The sequence below is a fragment of the Streptomyces sp. IBSBF 2435 genome (assembly GCF_036815005.1).
Lineage (GTDB): Bacteria > Actinomycetota > Actinomycetes > Streptomycetales > Streptomycetaceae > Actinacidiphila.
In genome coordinates, this window is record NZ_JAJSYW010000083.1 from 1 (window position 1) to 18,261 (window position 18,261).

The following is an 18,261-nucleotide window of genomic DNA, read 5'->3' on the forward strand; positions in this document are numbered from 1 at the left end:
GGTGGGTGGGCGGCCGGAACGGAAGCGGACGCTCCACCCAGGTTAGGCGGCGACGGGGGCCGCGTCCCACCCGCACACGGCCACCTGGGTCAACGTCTGACAAACAGCTGTTGACGACTCGGTGCGCGACCGGCCGCCGGCAGCGCCTGCCGGAGCCCCACGGGACCGGGGCCGCGGTGGATCAGGGCGGATCGGGGCATGCCGGACCGCCGGACCGCGCTGGCTGCGCGGACCGGCGGTCCTGCTTTCTCTTCCTTCGGCGAGGCCGACCGCGGTGAGAGGGCCGCGGACCGGCCGTTCAGGGGGTCAGCGGATCACGCGGCCGGCGCGGTCCACTGCTGGTTGGAGGCGCCGGTGCAGTCCCAGATCTGCAGCCGGGTGCCATTGGCCGAACTCGGTCCCGTCGCGTCCAGGCATCTGCCGGACTGCGGATTGACCAGGGTGTTGCCGGCGCCTCTGGACCACACTTGCGAGCCGGTGCCGTTGCAGTCGTAGAGCTGCACCTGACTGCCGTTGGCGGTGCCGGCCGACGCGACGTCCAGGCACTTGCCGAGCGCCTGGAAGGTGCTGCCCGAGGCGGTCCAGGACTGGGCGGTGCTGCCGTTGCAGTCGTAGAGCTGCACGGCGGTGCCGTTGGCACTGCTGCCGCTCGCGACGTCGACGCACTTGCCGCCGTAGCCGGTGATGGTGCCGGTGTGGCCGCCGGTGTTCCCGCCCGTGCCGGGGGTGCCGGCCCAGGTGAAGGTCGCCGAGGCGCCGCCGGGCAGCGAGTACGAGAAGTTCTCGTTGCCCCAGTTGACCCGCAGGGTCTGCGCGGACGACGACTCGTTGTACGCGATGAGCGCCTTGGAGCCGTCCGGGTTGCGCCAGGCGACGTTGCGGATCGTGGAGTTGTCGGTGGAGGCGATCCGGGTGGCGCCGGGCTTCACGAACTTGGTGAGCTGGCCCATCGTGTAGTACTCGATCGTGTAGTCCACCTGTCCGCTGCGGCTGTCACCGTTGTGCACGGTGACCAGGCCCGTGCAGGTGCCGCAGCCGCCGTTGTGCGGACCCATGTTCTGATCGACCGCCAGGCTCCACTTGACCCAGCTCTGGCCCCAGTTGCGGGTGTAGTCGATCAGGTTCTCCATGTCCTCCTTCTGCTGGTTGGCGATCCAGGTGCCGCCGGAGTGCTCGGTGTCGAACGCCGGCAGGGCCGGGTACTGGTTGTGGACGGTGGTCTGCTCCCCGACGCTGCCGCCGTAGCCGTGCCAGGCGATCCCGCCGAAGTTGGGGTCGTTGCGCACGGCGGCGTCGGTGACGGTGGGGGCCGCGTAGCTGTCGTAGGTGTCCCAGTTCCAGTCCAGCGCAAGGACCTTGGTGGACAGCCCCGCGGTGTGCAGCGCGGGCAGCAGGTTGGTCTTGGTGAAGTACGCCAGCCCGGTGCCGTTCCACTGCGCCGACGGATAGCCGCTGCAGCAGGTGGGCTCGTTCTGCACGGTGATGTAGTCCACCGGGACGCCCTGCGCCTGGTACGCCTGGAGGTACTTGACGAAATACTGCGCGTAGGCGGCGTAGTACTGCGACTGGAGCCAGCCCTGGCTGTAGGCGCCGTTGTCCTTCATCCACGGCGGCGGGGTCCAGGGGGTGCCCATGACCTTGACGTTCGGGTTAAGCTGCCGCGCCTGCTTGGTGAGCGGGACGACGTCGGCCAGGTCGTGGGCGATGGAGAAGTGCGCCAGGCTCGCGTCGGTCTGGCCCGCGGGCATGTCGTCGTACGTGTAGTTGCCGCGTGCCAGGTCGGAGGCGCCCATCGGGTTGCGCAGGAAGCCGATGCCGATCCCGTTGACCGGGTCGAACAGCTTCTGCATGACGGTGTTGCGGGTCGACGCCGACAGTGCGCCGCTGCTGTTCATCAGCCAGGCGGCGGTGTCGGTGAACGACGCGCCGCCGCCGGTGAACTGCTGGTAGGTGGTGCCCTCGTCCACCGTCACGTTCTGGCCGGAGCCGCCGGTGCCAGAACCGAAGGACAGCGGTGCCTGCTGCTCCAGTCCCTTGACGACGTTGCGGCCGCCGGAGTCGTTGGTGGTGGTGAGGTAGACCTGCACGCTCTCGCCCGCGGCGTGCGCGGTCGCGGGTACGGCGAGCATGGGGGTGATCGCCGCTGCCGCGGCGGTGAGCGTCCCGACGATGACGCGTCGCAGTCGGGATCCGGAGGATCTGCCCGTGTGGGGCCGGGTTGCTGCGCTCATGGGTCGTTGCCTTTCTCGGCACGATGGCATGGGCCTGACATGGTCAAGCGTGCAGCGAGGGGGTTTGCACGCTTGTTTCACATCTTGTTTCACGACTTATATCGCGACGTGATTTAACTAGGGCGCATCACGCCCGTCAAGGGATCGCACGCTGGGTACCGGGCTGAAACAACATGTAACACTCGATGGTCGACCGCTTCGGCGGACATCGCGGGGCCGGCGCCCCGGCCCGCCACGGGAGGCGCGCTACGCCCCGCAGGGCGCGGTGCTGCCGCGCGGCACCAAGGCGGGCGGCGGCAGGAGGATGTCGGGGACGGGGGTGCCGTCGATGAGCGAGAGCAGCGCCGTCGCGGCCCGCTCGCCGTACTCCATCACCCGCCGGCTGACCGCGGTCAGCGCGGGATGCACCAGCCGGCACAGCTCGCTGTCGTCCCAGGCGACCAGCGACAGCCGGCCGGGCACCGCGACACCCATCTCCTGGGTGACGCTCAGCGCGGCCACCGCCATCACGTCGTTGTCGTAGACGATCGCGGTGGGCCGCAGCGACCCGGACAGCAGCCGCCGGGTGGCCCGCGCGCCGTCCTCGCCCGAGTAGTCGGTGTAGACGCACGGCACACCGTCCAGGCCGAGTTCGGCCGTGGCCGCGTCGAAGGCCTCGCCGCGCTCCCTGGTGTGCACGAAGTGCGCGGGGCCGGCGACCCGGGCGATCCTGCGGTGGCCCAGAGCGGCCAGATACGCCAGGGTCTCGCGCACCGCGGCCCCGTCGTTGATCCACACCGACGGCACGCCCGAGGTGACCGACGCGTGGCCGATCACGACCGCGGGCAGGCCGAGTTCCGCTACCAGGGCGAGCCGGCGGTCCTGCTCGCGCAGGTCGACCAGCAGCACCCCGTCGACCCTGCGCTCCCCCCACCAGCGCCGGTAGGCGGCCTCCTCGGCCCTGGCGTCGTCGGTGACCTGGAGCAGCAGCGCGGTGCCCGTGGGGGCCAGGCCCGCCTCGACGCCGGAGATCAGCTGCATGAAGAACGGCTCGATGCCCAGCACCCAGGCCGGCCGGTCCACGACCAGGCCGATCGCGCCGCTGCGCCCGTCGGACAGGGCGCGGGCGGCACTGCTGGGGTGCCAGCCCATCCGCGCGGCGATCTCCACGATCTTCGCCCTGGTCTGCTCGGAGACGCCCGCCTTGCCGTTCAGCGCATAGGACACGGCGCCCTTGGACACGCCTGCGGCCTCGGCGATGTCGGCGATGGTGGGACGCTTCTTGGGGCTCAATTCGGCCTCGATACGGCAGGGCGGCCCGCGGGCCGTGAACGGCGGATTCGGCTGGGCGGTGGGTGTGATCGGCCCGCACACCTTAACAACGCCGAACCCCGCCCGGCACGGCCGTGGGGTCCTGGCACCCGCCGGGGGGGGGGGGGGGGGGGGGGGGGGGGGGGGGGGGGGGGGGGGGGGGGNCCCCCCCCCCCGCCCCCCCCCCCCCCCCCCCCCCCCCCCCCCCCCCCCCCCCCGCGCCGTTCATGCCCGGACCGCCGAGATCTCCAGCCGTACGTAGTCCGCGACCGGCTCGGCGAGCCGGCCGGCCACGGCCGTGACGAACGGTTCGCGGTCGGCGTCGGCCATCGCGTCCAGGTGGGCGCCGAGGATCACGGTGGCCAGATACGCCTCGAACTGCCCGCCCGGCTCGAATCTGGCGGGGTCGGGGCGCAGCGCCACCTCGATGCCGGTGAAGCCGGCCGCCGCGAGGCGCCGCCGGGTGCCCTCGGCGCCGGCGAAGTCCCACATGTCGGGGGCGCCGCCGAGGACATCGGCGACGGCCGCGTTGACCGCCGCAATATTGCCCCGGCCGCCGCACTCGGCGACCAGCCGGGCGCCGGGCCGCATCCGGGCGGCCAGCGACGAGAAGAGCGCGGCGTGGTCCTCGATCCAGTGGAAGGCGGCGACGCTGAAGACCGCGTCGACCTCGCCGTCGAGGGGCAGCGGCCCGGTCAGGTCGGCGTGCACGACCTCGACCCGGTCGAGCCGGCCGGCCAGCCGCTCGCGCAACTGGTCCAGCATGCGGACCGATCCGTCCACCGCCACCACCCGGCCGTCCGGCAGCAGGTCGAGCAGCCCCTCGGTGTCGCGGCCGGTGCCGCAGCCCGCGTCGAGCACCCGCTCGTCACCCTTGAGCGGCAGCCTGGCCAAGGTGCGCCGCCCCCAGCCCAGATGCGGCAGCGGCAGCGCGTCGTAGGCCTTCGCGTCCCATTCCCGAGGCATGGCGTGGTGCTCCCGTCGTCACTTCCCGCCACGTCGCGGCGAGTTCCGGCGTCACGCTACGCTCGCCGTTCGTATCGTGACACTGGCGTCTCACATCACGAGAGGCGCTCTGGCTGCGCCTGCGCCGGCCAGGCCGGTTTGCGGTCCTTGTCGACCAGGGCGGCGCGTACGCCCTCGTGGAAGTCGGCGGTGCGGGCGGTACGGCACGCCAGGTCGAGTTCGCGGGCCAGGCACTCCTCCAGTGTCGAGTCGGCGCCCGCCCGCAGCAGGCCGGCGGTGATCGCCAGGCTCGCCGGCGAGGCCGCGTCCAGCAGGGCGAGCGTGTCGTCCGCCCACTCCCGTTGCCTCTCCTCGGCCGCCAGCCGCGCGCGCACCTGCGGCAGGCCGGGCGCGGAGAAGCACCGGGCGACCGCGTCCGCGTGCCCGGCGGGCGGTGCGGGCGGAGCGGCGAAGCGGCGCAGTACGGCGTCGGGGTCGGCGGCTCCCGCGCCGGTCAACTCGGCCTCCAGCGCGGGCAGGCCGGCCGCGGGCACATGGTGCGTGCCGAGCCCGCACGCCACGGCGGCCCGACCGGTGACGCGGGCTCCGGTCAGCCCCAGATACCAGCCGAAGGCACCCGGCAGCCGCGGCAGGAAGTAGCTCGCGCCGATGTCGGGGAAGAAGCCGATGCCGGTCTCCGGCATGGCCAGCGACGCGCGTTCGGTCACGACCCGCGCCGAGCCGTGCACCGAGATGCCCAGACCGCCGCCCATCGCGTACCCGTCGATCAGGGCGGTGTACGGCTTGGGGTAGCCGGCGATCAGCGCGTTGAGCCCGTATTCGGCGGTGAAGTAGGCGCGCACCGCGGTGTCGTCGCCCGCCATGCCCGCCGCCCGTACCGCGAGGATGTCGCCGCCCGCGCAGAACGCCTTCGGCGAGGCGCTGCGGACGACCACGGACCGTACGGCGGGATCGTCGCGCCACGCGGTGAGGGCGCGGGTCATGAGGCGGACCATCGTGAGGTCCAGGGCGTTCAGCGCGGCCGGGCGGGCCAGTTCGACGACGCCGGCGCCGGCGGGCGTGACATGCGTCCGCACGGGCTCCTCCGTCCGGACCTGGTCGCCGGGATGGGCGGGTGCGGCGGGGTCGGCGGGGTCGGCGGTCTCGGGCATGCTGCTCCCTGTGATGTGCGGTGCCCTTCGCGGGCCGCGGCTCCATGAAAACACCCGGGCCGCGCCGCCGGTCAGGCCAGGCCGCCGGACCTCCCGCCGGAGCGGGGCCGGGGACCGGGCGTACCCGGTGGGGCGGACGGCATCCCCGGGGGATTGATAGGCTCCGCGTGAGCCGTGACTGGCGCGCTGGGATGGGGTCAACCATCGGGGAGCGGCTCGCTGTACTCACAGAGCCGTGCGCCTGGGCCGTCCCGTTGACGATGACGAACGACGACCGGAGGACCACCATGGCGGAGCCGTACAGTACAGAGTCGATCGCCTTCCGCAGCGCGCTCGAAGTGATCCGGGGGGTCGAGCCGCGGGTCGCGGAGGCCATCGCCGCGGAGCTCACCGACCAGCGCGAGATGCTCAAGCTGATCGCCAGCGAGAATTACGCCTCCCCCGCCGTGCTGCTGACGATGGGCAACTGGTTCAGCGACAAGTACGCCGAGGGCACGGTCGGCCGCCGCTTCTACGCGGGCTGCCGCAATGTCGACACCGTCGAGGCGCTGGCGGCCGAGCACGCCCGCAGCGTCTTCGGCGCCGCGCACGCGTACGCGCAGCCGCATTCCGGGATCGACGCGAACCTCGTGGCCTTCTGGGCGGTGCTCTCGCAGCGGGTCGAGACGCCGGGCCTGGCAAGGGCCGGGGTGCGCCAGGTCAACGACCTGTCGGAGCAGGACTGGGCGCAGTTGCGGTCCGAGTTCGGCAACCAGCGCATGCTGGGCATGTCGCTGGACGCCGGCGGCCACCTCACGCACGGCTTCCGGCCGAACATCTCCGGCAAGATGTTCGACCAGCGCAGCTACGGTACCGACCCGGAGACCGGGCTGCTCGACTACGAGGCGCTGCGCGCGACGGCCCGCGAATTCCGCCCGCTGATCATCGTGGCGGGCTACTCCGCCTACCCCCGGCTGGTGAACTTCCGCATCATGCGGGAGATCGCCGACGAGGTGGGCGCGACCCTGATGGTCGACATGGCCCACTTCGCGGGGCTGGTCGCCGGCAAGGTGCTGACCGGCGACTTCGACCCGGTGCCGCACGCGAACATCGTCACGACCACCACCCACAAGTCGCTGCGCGGCCCGCGCGGCGGCATGGTGCTGTGCGACGACTCGCTCGCCGAGCACGTGGACCGGGGCTGCCCGATGGTGCTCGGCGGACCGCTGCCGCATGTGATGGCGGCAAAGGCGGTGGCGCTGGCGGAGGCGTCCCGGCCGGAGTTCCGTGACTACGCGCGGCAGATCGTGGACAACGCGCGGGCGCTGGCCGAGGGCCTGCTCACCCGCGGCGCGAAGCTGGTCACCGGCGGCACCGACAACCACCTGGTGCTGATCGACGTGTCGGGCTACGGCCTGACCGGGCGGCAGGCCGAGGCGGCGCTGCTGGACGCGGGCATCGTCACCAACCGCAATTCGGTGCCGCAGGACCCGAACGGCGCCTGGTACACCTCGGGGATCAGGATCGGCACCCCGGCGCTGACCACCCGCGGCCTCGGCGTGCGGGAGATGGACGAGATCGCCGGGCTGATCGACACCGTGCTGTCGGGGACGACGGCCGCGGCGGCGCCCAAGGGCGGGCTGTCGAAGGCGCACCACGTCCTGGACTCCGCGGTCGCCGACCAGGTCGCCAAGCGGGCGACGGACCTGCTGGCCGGCTTCCCGCTCTACCCGGGCATCGATCTGAGCTGACCGCCCGCGGGTCAGTCGAACGACCAGAGCACGCCGTGGCCGGCGACGGTCAGCGCGGCCTGGATCGCGAGGGCGGCCACGCCGAGGGCGAGGCCGAGCACCGCACGGCCCCGGCGGCGGGTGCCGCGGGCCAGCGCGGTGAGGGCGAGCACGATCGCGGCCGGACCGAGCACCAGGTTGAGGACCAGCAGGCCGGGCAGGCCGAGCAGGAAGGAGGCGACGGCCATGCCGTCGGCGTCACGGGTGGGCGCGGCCGGTGTGCCGGTCGCGGCCGGGTGGGCTGCGGTGTTCACGGTGTTCCCTCCTGGAGCGCTCACGGTGAGCGGGCGGTTCGGGATGCGCGGACGCAGGTGCTGCTGCGTCCGCGCGGCCGGACGCGGCGCGGCAGGTGCGTACGCGCCGCGGACGGACGTCAGTTGCGGTGCCGGGCGGCGGCCTCGCGTACCGCGAAGGCGAGCAGCCAGGCCGCGATCGCGGCGGACGCGACGGTGAAAGCGGTGAGCGAGATGTGGGCGGCGGCTCCCATCACGACGCCGATGCCCAGCAGGAGGATGACGAGACTCATATCGGCTGCACCTCCGGGGAGTTGGAATTTGGAGTAACACTTGTTCACTGAGTCCGAGTCTACAGTGGCGCGACTGGGCGAACGGTTGTTTACTGAATGACATGAGTCACACGCCAGGGACCCGGCAGGTCCGACCAGGGGTCCGGCAGGCCCAGAAGGAGCAGACCCGGCAGGCGCTGCTGGATGCCGGCCTGCGGCTGCTCGACCGGCAGAGCCTGAGCAGCCTGGGGCTGCGCGAGGTCACCCGGGCGGCAGGCGTCGCGCCGACCGCCTTCTACCGGCACTTCCCCGACATGGCGGCACTGGGCGTGGCCCTGGTCGGCGAGGCGCTGGGCAGCCTGCACACGGTGATCAGGGACGCGATGGCCGGCGGGCAGGACGCGGAGCGGCTGATCGACCGTACGGTGGCGGTCACCGCGGCCTACGTGGACGAGCACCGGGCGCACATCCGGTTCATCGCCCGCGAGCGTTACGGCGGGGTGCGGCCGGTGCGCGAGGCGATCGCGGCGGAACTGGGGCGCTTCACCGACGAGGTGGCCGCCGGGCTCGCGACGCAGCCGGTGTCGGCGGGCTGGAGTGCGGCGGATCTGCGGGTGCTGGCCGCGCTGTACGTGGACCACATGGTGATGACGGCCGCGGCGCTCATGGAGGCGCCGCAGCGGGATCCGGCGGCCCGCGAGGTGATCACCCGCTCGGCTCGGCTGCAAATGCAGATCATCAGCCTGGGACGCAGCCACTGGCCGGCCGGGCGGCCCTGAGCGCCGCACGGCCCTCGGGGCGCGGACGGGGCGGCCTGATCGCTTTGCCCGCGTATAGGCGCGGGTGGAGCGCTTTTCGCCGGCGCGAACGGTGAACCGCCCGCGCCGGCGCCCTCCCCCGGTGTCGCCGCACCTCCCCTGCGCGGGCGAACCCGGCACCCTCAGGCACCGTTGCCCCGATCATGGCCCGGGAGGTTCGCCTCAGGGGAGGACACAACGCGACAGCTCGCGGACAGAACGCGCCAGGCCGGGCGTAGCCTGGGAGAGCGCTCCCCACCTGCGGCAGAACGCCGCGGACCGCAGATTTGCCGAGGTGCCTGGCATGCCGTCCCCCGAGCCGTCGCCGCCCGCCGCCGAGCCGGCCGGGGCCGCCGAGCTGACCGAATGCGTCGTGGTGCCCCGGTTCATCGCCCGGGCCGTCGCCCGCGACACCGCGGAAGCCGAGTCGCTGGTACGGGCCGCGGGGCTGCCGACCATACTGAGCGCCCCGGTCACCGCCCGCACCCCGTCGGCCGGCACCTTCCGGCTGTGGCGCGAGGTGCTGGCCCGCACCGGGCGGCCCGACGCGGGCCTGCTGGCCGGCGCCCGCTACCGGCACGGGCTGTTCGACCTGGTCGACTACCTGATCAGTACCGCGCCCACGCTGGGCGAGGGGCTGGCGCTCGCCGCCGCGCACATCCATGTGGTGAGCAGCAACTCCCGGATCACCACCGAGGAGTGCGGTGACGAGGTCACCATCGGCTACGACATCCTGCGCCCGGACGACGACGTACGGAGTGTGGCGGCCGAGTTCGTCCTCGCGGTGCTCACCGAGCACATGCGGCACGGCACCGGGAGAGCGCTCTCTCCGACCCGGGTGTCCTTCACCCACCGGGCGCCGCGGCGGACGGCCGGCCACACCGACTACTTCGGCACCGCCACCCTCGACTTCGGCGCCCCCGCCGACACGATCACCCTGCACCGCAAGGAGCTGGAGCTGCCGATGGCCACCGCGGATCCGGCGCTCGCCGCGATCATCATGCGGTGCGCCGCCGCCTGCCCGCCGCCGCGGCAGGGTCCGGTCGGCCCGCTGGCGGGTCTGCGGGCCGCGATCCTGGCCCAGCTCGGCGACGGCCGCCCGTCGCTGGCCGGCACCGCCCGCGGACTCGCGGTCAGCCCGCGCACCTTGCAGCGGCGGCTCGCCGAGGCCGACACCACCTGGCGCGCCGAACTCGACGCCGTACGCAGGGAGCGCTCGGCGGGCCTGCGCCGCACCGGCTCGGAGTCCGCCCGGCGCACTGCCGCCCGGCTCGGCTTCGCCGAACCGCGGTCACTGCGCCGGGCGATGCACCGCTGGCAGACCCTCGACGCCGACGGCACACCCCTGCCGGGGCGGGAGGAGTGAGCCGCTTGGGCGGCAGCGGCCGTCCGGCCCGTTCACCTCGGCTGAGCAGAGGAGAAGCGCACATGTCCGGGCACGTCGCCGTGTTCACCGCGACCGCCGGCTACCGGCACGACTCGATCGGCGCGGGGGTGGCCGCGCTCGCCGGACTCGCCGCGGCCGAGGGGCTGTCGGTGCGGCACACCGAGGATCCGCGGGAACTGGAACGGCAGTTGGCGGACCGCTGCGCGGCCGTGGTCTTCCTGTCCCCGACCGGCGAGGTACTGGACGACGACGCCCGGCGCGCGCTGCGGGCGTACGTCACCGGCGGCGGCGGCTTTCTCGGCGTGCATGCCGCGACCTGCGCCGAATACGACTGGCCGTGGTACGGCGAGCTGACCGGGGCGCGTTTCACCGGGCATCCCGCGGTGCAGACCGCCGCGGTGACGGTGGAGGACCGGGACCACCCGGCCACCGCGCACCTGCCGCGCGAGTGGGAGTGGACCGACGAGTGGTACGACTTCGGGGCGAGCCCGCGCGGCGCCGGGGTTCGGGTGCTGGCGTCGGTGGACGAAGGGCGGTACGAGGGCGGCACGATGGGCGCCGACCATCCGCTGGTGTGGTGCCGGCGGGTGGGTGCGGGCCGGTCGTTCTGCACCGCGCTCGGGCACTCCGAATCGGCCTACGCCGACCCTGACTTCCGTGCGCACCTGAGCGGGGCGCTGCTGTGGTCCGCGGGGCGCGCGCACGAGTGACCCGCCCTGCGGGGGGGCGCGAAGACCGGCCGCACGCCCGGAATTGTCGTCGTTCACGGGCGCAATCGGCGACGGCGCTACTACCCTGAGTCGCCGGGTGGGTTGAGTACGGCGGAAGCCGGGAGGACCGTATGGACGTGGAAGGCGCGGACACGGCAGAACCCGAGCGCTCGGGCGGTGTGCCGTCCGAACAGCTGGCCGGATTGCTCGAACGGGCGGACAACGGCGTCGCGGCGGCACGCGAACTCAGCGCCGTGCGCTTCGCGTTGATGCACTACTGCGGTCTCCAGTCGTGCCGCCACACCAAGGGTCCGCCGCGGCGGATGAACCGGCGGACCTTCCGGCACAGCTTCCTGCTTCCGGACGGCACCGTGCGGGTGGTGTGGGAGCTGGAGCACGACACGGGCGCCGACGCTCTGCCGCACCGCTCGGTCTTCACCGAGCAGGAGGGGCTGGCGCTCGCCGAGTGGGAGGTCGATATGGCCTTCGGCGGGACGAACGGCCCGCAGGAGCTGCCGTACGACCCGCGCGGCGGCGTGATCCGGCCCGAGCGCGGCGCCGAGGACCTGGACGCGCTGCTCGCGGCGGGCCGCCCGGAGAACGCTCTCCGGCGGGCCTACACCGAGGGCGACTCCGCCGAGCACGCCAGGCGGCTGCTGCGCCGGGCGGCCAACGCCGGGGCACCCGGCAGCGAGGTCGGGATCCGGCTGCGCGCGGCCATCGCGCACGGCATCAGCATCGTCACCCGCAGAAGCGCGCTGGTGGCCGGCCGCCATGTGTCCTGGTCGCTGTACGAGCACGCGTTCCTGCTGCTGGACGGCAGCGAGGTGAGCCTGTGGGAGATCGACCACACCCGCACGCCGAGCGGCGACCCGGTGTGCGAGGTCTATGCGTCGCAGGACGCCGCGCTCGACACCGCGATCCGGCGGATCGAGGCCGGCTGACGGCGGCGGGTCAGCGTACGGACGCGGCGGGGCCGGGGCCTGCGCCGCCCGCGCGCTCGACGGCGGCGGCGAGCGCGGCGGCGCTGATCAGCTCCTCATGGGTGCCGGGGCTGCCGCAGGCGTGGGCACCGGAGACCGATCCGGCCAGCACGCAGTCCTCCAGCGCGGCGCCCGAGAAGCGGGCGTGCAGGAAGGCGGTGAGGAAGGCGTCGCCCGCGCCGTTGCTGTCTACCACCGGGCGCTCGGGCGCGACGGCGGGGAAGTGCCGTGGCCCGCTGTCGCCGCGCTCCATCACCTGGCAGCCGGCGGCCCCGTCGGTGGCCACCACCAGAGCGGCCCTGCCCTGGTCCAGGATCTGCCGCATGACCGCGGGAATGCGCTCTCCGACGGTGGCGGCGCTGAGGAAGACCAGGTCGGCGCCATAGGCCCACGAGTGCGCCGAGCGGTCCTCGCCGTCCCAGGCGTGCAGGTCGGTGGAGACCGTACGGCCGAGCCGCAGGGCGTCGGCGAAGACCGGCTCCGCGTGCGGTGAGCGGGATATGTGCACATGGCGGGCGCGTTCGAGAAGCGGCAGGTAGAAGCTGCCGGGCAACCGCAGCCCGTGCGGGTGGCGGCCGTCGTAGAAGGAGAAGCGGCGTCCTTCGCGGTCGACCAGGTTGACGCTGCGCGGGGTGCCGGCCGGCGCCGGCAGATGGCTGAAGTCCAGCCCGGCGGCGGCGTAGCGGTCCAGGATCATCCGGCCCTGCGGGTCGTCACCGAGGAAGTCGATGAATTTCGTGGCCAGGCCGAGCGCGTGGAAGCCCAGCGCCACGCCGTTCCCGGTGTGCGCCACGTAGTCCCTGATCGGCGGGACACCGAGGAAGTCACCGCTCGGCACGGCCAGTTCGTCCACCAGGACGATGGTGTCGACCCCGGCGCCGCCGACCACCAGCACGTCGTAGGCCGGGCCGGTCGGTGCGGTGGCCATCGGCGTGCTCCCCGTCGTGGTCCAACGCGGGGCGCCGCGCTGCAGATTGCAGCAAGATCCTACCGAAACGCCCGGCCGCCGCACCGGATCATGGTGCGCGGTGATCGCCGCGCCGGTCGTCCGGGCCGCGGGGCGGTTCGCCGTGGCCGCGCCGCCGCCCGTCCTCGCCCTCGGGCTGCGCCGCCTGCGGCGGCTCCTCGTGGCCGGTCAGCGCGATCAGCGACAGCCGGGACAGCGGCGGCAGGGGCCCCTGGCGGCCCGCCCGGCGCCAGGCGACGGCCACCGTCAGCCGGAACATCTTCCTGGCCGCGTACAGCAGCAGCGCGGCGAGCGGGAGTTCGGCGGCGACCGCGGTCACGATCGACCCGGTCAGCTCGTTGCTGTTCCAGTCCAGCACGATGTCGAACCACGCGTCGCAGCACAGCAGGGTGGCGGTCGCCACGGCCCACGGGACGAAGATCTGCAGGCGCCGCCAGGCGCACAGCGCGGTGATGCCGATCGCGACGACCAGCGCGGCGTCGAAGCCGACCCAGGCGTAGCGCCAGTTGCTGACCGTCCGCCGGGTCGGCAGGCTGACCGACAGGTAGGCGATCCACGGGATGAGGAAGAGGAAGCTTCCGGTGATGACGGCGAGGAACATCCTCCGCATGTGACGCACATGCGGGTCGTTCGGCGACGGGACCTCTGACAGCATGCCGCCCACTGTGCCCGACCGGCCGCGGGGACCGCCGTGCCTCGCCGGACCGCGGTCACTTCGTTGCCGGGCCGGGTGCGGGATGCCCGCCCGGCCGGGTGCGGGATGCCCGCCGGGCCGCTGCTCGACGTCCGCCCGGCCGGGAGCTGGACTGCCCGCCGGCCCGGCCCCTCTTTCGCTCGTCGGCGGACCGCGCGCCGCCCTCGGACGCGCGGTCCTGCTTCTCATGGCGCCCAGGACGCGAAAACTGTCACACCGGCCCCATCCGCACCCCGGGCCGGCAGGGCGGACGGGGCCGGGCGGTTCAGTGCGGAAAGACCGCGGGGTCGGCGTTGTGGACCAGTTCGAGTGCCTGCTGCGGGAACCACTTGCCCGCCGCGGGGTCCTGGTAGCCGCGCTCGGGGTCGTTGGGGCCCGCGGTGCCGCGGGTGCACTGGCCGTCGGACTCGCCGGGGATCTTCACCCAGAGCCTGGCGTCCTGGAGCGGGTCGCCGGTGCTGAGGGTCGGGCGGGCGCCGAGGCCGCGTCCTGGCGGGTTGCACCAGTCCTGGGCGTCGGTGTAGACGCCGGCCGGCGCGACCCAGGGGCCCTGGCCGTTGCGGCTGGTGTCGGCGACGTAGTGCTTCATGGCGGAGGGCGCGGTGTGGACGTTGGCGTCCAGCCAGGCCTGGGCGTCGTTCACCGGCCAGTACTGGTTGGGGCAGGCGGACGCGGCGCCGCCGGCGGAGGCGTAGGCCAGACAGGACGAGACGAGCTTGCCGTACCAGGCGATCTCGCTGTCGGAGCGGTAGTTGGAGATGTTGAGGTAGAAGCCGGTGGCGTCGTCGACGCCGCCGGCGATCAGCCGCGGCACGATGTCGTTGATGCTGTGCCAGCCGCTGTGGCCCGCGTCCAGGTAGACCTTGGTGCCGGAGAGCGGTTCCAGGGCGGTCACGGCGTAGTGGATCTGGGCGTAGCGCTGGGCGGTCATCGTGCCCTGGGCGTCGTCCATGCCGCAGTCGGAGGGCACCAGGGCGAGCGAGTCGGGTTCGAGGACGACGTCGGCGGGCCGGTCGCCGATGCCGGCCTTCACCGCGTCGATCCAGGCCTGGTATTCGGCGGTGTCGGCGGCGCCGCCCGCCGAGTACTGGGCGCAGTCGCGGCCGGGGATGTTGTAGAGCGCGAAGACCGGCAGCGCGTGCCGGCGGGCGGCGTCGGTGGCGGTCTTGTCCACGGCCTTGCGGGTGTCGGCGGGGCTGGTGCCGCCGTCCAGCCAGACGGCCTGCGGGGTCAGGGTCATGGCGAGCAGCCCGGCGGCGTCCTTGAACTGCCAGTGCCGCGCGAGGTCGAGGATCTGGGCGTTCGCGTCCGCGTTGGCCGGCGGGGTGAACAGCGTGGTGGGGGCGGCCGCGGGGTGGCCGGGCGCCGTGGCGTGCGCGGGCACGGCGGCCGTGAGGGCAGCGAGGGCGGCGGTGGCCGCGGCGACGGTGAGCGTACGGGAACGTGCGCGGACGCGTGCGGTCATGGGGGGTGGGCTCCTTGGGAGGCGGACACGGGTGCCGTTCGGGGAGCGCTCTCCACAGCAGTGCTCCATGACATTCGCCATGAATATGGGAGCGCTCCCATACGCAGAGGAATTAACTCCTCGCACGGGACCGCAGTCAATCCCCTGTGCGGGCTTCAAGAAATGAAGACTCATGAAGCCCGCACAGGTTCGGGGCCGGACACAGGCGCGAGTCGCGGTCCCCTACTTGAGGGCCCCCGTCACCAGGTCGATCCGCCAGAAGCGCTGCAGCGACAGGAACAGCGCGATCACCGGCAGGACGGAGAGCAGTGTCCCGGTGATCACCAGCGAGTACAGCGACGCCTCGGCGGCGCCGTGCCGCAGCAGGCTGTACAGACCCACGGTGAGCGGGAACTTGTCATCGGAGGTCAGCATCACGTACGGCAGCAGGAAGTTGTTCCAGATCGCGATGAACTGCAGCAGGAAGACCGTGACGAGCCCCGGCCCCATCAGCCGCAGGCCGACGGAGAAGAAGAGCCGCCCCTCCCCCGCCCCGTCGATCCGGCCGGCTTCGAGCAGCGAGTCGGGGACGGCGGACTGGGCGTAGATCTTGCAGAGGTAGATGCCGTAGGGATTGAACAGCTGCGGCAGCAGCACCCCGGTCATGCTGTCCGTCATGCCGGCTTTGGACAGCAGCAGATACTGCGGCACCGCCAGCACGATCTGCGGCAGCAGCACCCCGGCGAGGATGGTGTTGAACAGCGCGCCGCGCCCGCGGAATTCGTACTTCGCCAGCGCGTAGCCGGTCGCGGCCGACACGAACGACGCGAGCAGCCCGCCGACGGCGGCGTAGAGGAAGCTGTTGAACATCCAGTGCCAGAAGATGCCGCCCTGGTAGTCCGACAGGTCGCGGATGTTGTGGACGATGCCGAGGTCGAGCGAGGGGACGTAGGTGTCGGTGGAGAAGAGCGTGGTGCGGGACTTGGTGGCCGCGATGAGGATCCACAGCGTCGGCACGACGCAGTAGAGCGCGCCGAGCACCAGGGCGGTGGTGGGGAGCACCGCGATCCGCCGCGGCCGGCGGGCCGCGGGCACCGGGGCGGTACGGTCGCGGGGGCCGGCTCCGGCCGTGGCGGTCATGCGGCCTCCTGCTGGACCCGGGACTGGATGATGCGGGCGGTGACGAAGGACACCGCGAGGGCCGCGGCGGTCAGCACCACGGAGGTCGCGGCGGCCGAGTAGATGTCGGAGTTGCCGAAGGCGTCGTCGTAGATCTTCATCAGCGGCACCCAGGTGGACGACACCGCGTTGGACAGCGGCTTGAGGGTGTTGGGCTCGTTGAAGACCTGGAGGGCGGCGAGCACCGTGAACAGCCCGCACATCACCACCGCGGGCAGCACCATCGGCACCTTGACGCGCAGCACGATCTGCCACTCCGAGGCGCCGTCGAGGCGGGCGGACTCGTGGAGTTCGGCGGGCAGCGCGCGCAGGGCGGTGTAGATCACGATCATGTTGAAGCCGACCGCGCCCCACACCGCGACATTGCCGACCGAGAAGTAGACGGCGACCTGGCCGAAGAAGTCCACCCGGTCGCCGCCGATCGGGCTGGTGGCGGGCAGGTAGAGGAAGCCCCACATCAGCGAGGCGATCACCCCGGGCACCGCGTAGGGCAGGAAGATCGTCAGCCGGGTGATCCGCTTGAGCCGGGTCCGCTCCAGGTCGAGCAGCACCGCGAACAGCAGCGCGAGCAGGACGGTGGCGGGCACGGTGAAGGCGCCCAGCGCCAGCATCCGCAGCACTCCCGACCACAGCTGCGCGTCGCCCAGCACATCACGGTAGTTGGCCAGGCCCGCGAAGACGGTGTGGGTGCCGCCGCCGAGCAGGCCGCCGTTGACCTTGCGGCGCTGGAAGCTGAGCAGCAGCGCGTAGCCGCCGGGGGCCGCCACGAACGCGGTGAAGAGCAGCACGGCGGGCAGGACCAGCAGATACGGGAAGCCGCGGGTCCTGCGCGCGGCCGCGGGGTTGCGTGCCATCAGCCGACCGTGAATCCGAGCTTCTTCATGTCGGCGACGGTCGCGCTCTGCATGGCGTCGAGCGCGCCGGTGAAGGAGCCGCCGGACTGCAAGGCCTTGCTGAAACCGTCGGTGTAGCCGGTGAAGGTGACGGTGACGTCGGGGCCCCACATCGGGAAGCTGCGGGCCGCGGGGGCGGCCTTCTTCACCTCGGCGTAGAAGTCCGGCTGGTTCGGGAAGAACGCGGGCGCGGACCGCAGCACCGGCAGTGAACGCCCCGAGGTGGCGGCCGGGTAGACGTTGATCTGCTTGACCTGCTCGGTCACCGCCGCGTCGTCGGTGTTCAGCCAGGACGCGAACTCGGCCGCTTCCGCGGGGTGCGCGGAGTCCGTGGTGACGGTGGTCGCCGAGCCGCCCCAGATGCCGGTGGCCGGGTCGCCCGCGGTCCAGGCCGGCAGCGCCGCGACCGCCCATTTGCCCCTGGTGGCGGGCGCGATGCCGCCGAGCTGGGCGGGCGCCCAGGCGCCGGAGATCCAGGTGAGCAGGGTGCCGTCGTTCATCTGCTTGTTCCACTGCGGGGAGAACGACGGGTTCTTGGCGACGCTGCCGTCGTCGACGAGCCCCTGCCAGTAGCCGGCCACCCTCTTCGTGGGCGCGTCGGCGATGTCGACCTTCCACGTGTCGCCGCTGGTGGACCACCAGTTGGCGCCGGCCTGCTGGGCGAGCCCGGTGAACCAGCCGGGGTCGGCCGCGTCGAAGTTGGTCAGATACGCCTTGGGGGCCTTGGCCCGCAGGGCCTTCGCGTCGGCCGCGAAGTCGTCCCAGGTCTTCGGCACGCCCAGGCCGTACCGGGTGAACAGGTCCGCGCGGTAGAAGAGCATCAGCGGGGCGATGTCCTGCGGGACGCCGTAGACCTTGCCCTGGAAGACCGTGCTCTTCAAGGTGGCGTCGTCGTACTTGGCGACGGTGTCCTTGGTGTATCCGGTGATGTCGGCGACGACGCCCTTGGACACCAGCGCGGGCAGCGACTGGTATTCGACCTTGGCGAGGTCGGGGCCGTTCCTGGCCTCGTGGGCGGTGATCATCTTCGCCACCAGCTGGTCGCCGCCGGCCGGGTTGGAGAGCTTGACCTGGATGCCGGGGTGGCCGGCGTTCCACTTCGCCACCACCTTGTCGATGTTCGGGTCCCAGTCCCAGAACGTCAGGGTGACCTTGCCCTTGCTCCCCGCGGGGGAGGACGCGTCGGACTTCTTGCCGGAACCGCCGCCCCCGCAGGCCGCGGTGGTGACGAGCAGCCCGGCTGCCAGCAGCGCGACGGCGGCGGCGCCGCGCCGCCCTGTCGGTATCACGCTCAT

17 protein-coding genes and 1 riboswitch are annotated in these 18,261 nt (G+C 72.7%); of the genes, 5 read left to right on the top strand and 12 right to left on the bottom strand.

The genetic code is table 11. The features are described from left to right. Window positions 1-314: 314 nt before the first annotated feature. The 4 genes from V7E46_RS17840 to V7E46_RS17855 all read right to left on the bottom strand — a co-directional run bounded on the left by V7E46_RS17840 (window position 315) and on the right by V7E46_RS17855 (window position 5,638). On the bottom strand, window positions 315-2,231 hold the full coding sequence (locus V7E46_RS17840) for a ricin-type beta-trefoil lectin domain protein (RefSeq protein ID WP_443054219.1): 1,917 nt from the start codon (window positions 2,229-2,231) through the stop codon (window positions 315-317). Between the two features lie 246 nt (window positions 2,232-2,477). Further along, window positions 2,478-3,503: a LacI family DNA-binding transcriptional regulator gene (locus V7E46_RS17845; protein ID WP_333769324.1), complete on the bottom strand. Its 1,026-nt coding sequence runs from the start codon at window positions 3,501-3,503 to the stop codon at window positions 2,478-2,480. A 243-nt stretch (window positions 3,504-3,746) separates the two neighbouring features. Continuing rightward, the gene (locus V7E46_RS17850) at window positions 3,747-4,487 is read right to left on the bottom strand and encodes a class I SAM-dependent methyltransferase (RefSeq protein WP_333769325.1); all 741 of its coding nucleotides are present in this window, start codon (window positions 4,485-4,487) and stop codon (window positions 3,747-3,749) included. 95 nt (window positions 4,488-4,582) lie between these two features. After that, the gene (locus V7E46_RS17855; protein ID WP_333769326.1) at window positions 4,583-5,638 is read right to left on the bottom strand and encodes an enoyl-CoA hydratase/isomerase family protein; all 1,056 of its coding nucleotides are present in this window, start codon (window positions 5,636-5,638) and stop codon (window positions 4,583-4,585) included. 164 nt (window positions 5,639-5,802) lie between these two features. After that, window positions 5,803-5,892, top strand: a riboswitch (ZMP/ZTP riboswitch). A 33-nt stretch (window positions 5,893-5,925) separates the two neighbouring features. Between V7E46_RS17855 and V7E46_RS17860 the strand changes: the two genes are divergently transcribed. Next, window positions 5,926-7,368 carry a glycine hydroxymethyltransferase gene (locus V7E46_RS17860; RefSeq protein ID WP_329181085.1) on the top strand — a complete coding sequence of 481 codons (1,443 nt, stop codon included), beginning with the start codon at window positions 5,926-5,928 and terminating at the stop codon, window positions 7,366-7,368. 11 nt (window positions 7,369-7,379) lie between these two features. Here V7E46_RS17860 and V7E46_RS17865 read toward each other — a convergent pair whose 3' ends face one another. Together V7E46_RS17865 and V7E46_RS17870 are read right to left on the bottom strand one after the other, a co-directional pair. Continuing rightward, a complete protein-coding gene (locus V7E46_RS17865; RefSeq protein WP_333769327.1) occupies window positions 7,380-7,661 on the bottom strand; it encodes a DUF4190 domain-containing protein in 282 nt (93 codons plus the stop codon). A gap of 119 nt (window positions 7,662-7,780) precedes the next feature. Continuing rightward, window positions 7,781-7,933 (bottom strand): hypothetical protein, encoded by a 153-nt coding sequence (locus tag V7E46_RS17870; RefSeq protein ID WP_333769328.1) that lies wholly within the window; start codon window positions 7,931-7,933, stop codon window positions 7,781-7,783. Between the two features lie 101 nt (window positions 7,934-8,034). On the opposite strand from V7E46_RS17870, the gene V7E46_RS17875 reads away from it, so the two are divergent. From V7E46_RS17875 to V7E46_RS17890, 4 genes are all read left to right on the top strand, one after another. Further along, entirely contained in the window at window positions 8,035-8,691 is a 657-nt protein-coding gene (locus V7E46_RS17875) for a TetR family transcriptional regulator (protein WP_333769329.1), read from the top strand. Window positions 8,692-9,013: 322 nt separating this feature from the next. After that, window positions 9,014-10,075 carry an AraC family transcriptional regulator ligand-binding domain-containing protein gene (locus V7E46_RS17880; RefSeq protein ID WP_333769330.1) on the top strand — a complete coding sequence of 354 codons (1,062 nt, stop codon included), beginning with the start codon at window positions 9,014-9,016 and terminating at the stop codon, window positions 10,073-10,075. Window positions 10,076-10,137: 62 nt separating this feature from the next. Next, the gene (locus V7E46_RS17885; RefSeq protein WP_333769331.1) at window positions 10,138-10,806 is read left to right on the top strand and encodes a ThuA domain-containing protein; all 669 of its coding nucleotides are present in this window, start codon (window positions 10,138-10,140) and stop codon (window positions 10,804-10,806) included. Between the two features lie 131 nt (window positions 10,807-10,937). Beyond that, window positions 10,938-11,750 (top strand): DUF6227 family protein, encoded by an 813-nt coding sequence (locus tag V7E46_RS17890; RefSeq protein WP_333769332.1) that lies wholly within the window; start codon window positions 10,938-10,940, stop codon window positions 11,748-11,750. Between the two features lie 10 nt (window positions 11,751-11,760). Here V7E46_RS17890 and V7E46_RS17895 read toward each other — a convergent pair whose 3' ends face one another. From V7E46_RS17895 to V7E46_RS17920, 6 genes are all read right to left on the bottom strand, one after another. Then, complete coding sequence (locus tag V7E46_RS17895; protein ID WP_333769333.1) at window positions 11,761-12,717, bottom strand: carbohydrate kinase family protein; 957 nt, start codon at window positions 12,715-12,717, stop codon at window positions 11,761-11,763. An 88-nt stretch (window positions 12,718-12,805) separates the two neighbouring features. Further along, window positions 12,806-13,411: a hypothetical protein gene (locus tag V7E46_RS17900; protein ID WP_333769334.1), complete on the bottom strand. Its 606-nt coding sequence runs from the start codon at window positions 13,409-13,411 to the stop codon at window positions 12,806-12,808. A 304-nt stretch (window positions 13,412-13,715) separates the two neighbouring features. Then, window positions 13,716-14,915 (bottom strand): glycoside hydrolase family 6 protein, encoded by a 1,200-nt coding sequence (locus V7E46_RS17905; RefSeq protein WP_333769335.1) that lies wholly within the window; start codon window positions 14,913-14,915, stop codon window positions 13,716-13,718. A gap of 222 nt (window positions 14,916-15,137) precedes the next feature. After that, window positions 15,138-16,034: a carbohydrate ABC transporter permease gene (locus V7E46_RS17910; RefSeq protein WP_333769336.1), complete on the bottom strand. Its 897-nt coding sequence runs from the start codon at window positions 16,032-16,034 to the stop codon at window positions 15,138-15,140. Continuing rightward, window positions 16,031-16,927, bottom strand: a complete 897-nt coding sequence (locus V7E46_RS17915) for a carbohydrate ABC transporter permease (RefSeq protein ID WP_333769337.1) — start codon at window positions 16,925-16,927, stop codon at window positions 16,031-16,033. The genes V7E46_RS17910 and V7E46_RS17915 overlap by 4 nt, the downstream gene beginning before the upstream one ends. Continuing rightward, window positions 16,927-18,261, bottom strand: coding sequence for an ABC transporter substrate-binding protein (locus V7E46_RS17920; protein WP_333769338.1), 1,335 nt, complete (start codon window positions 18,259-18,261; stop codon window positions 16,927-16,929). Before V7E46_RS17920 ends, V7E46_RS17915 begins: the two co-directional genes overlap by 1 nt.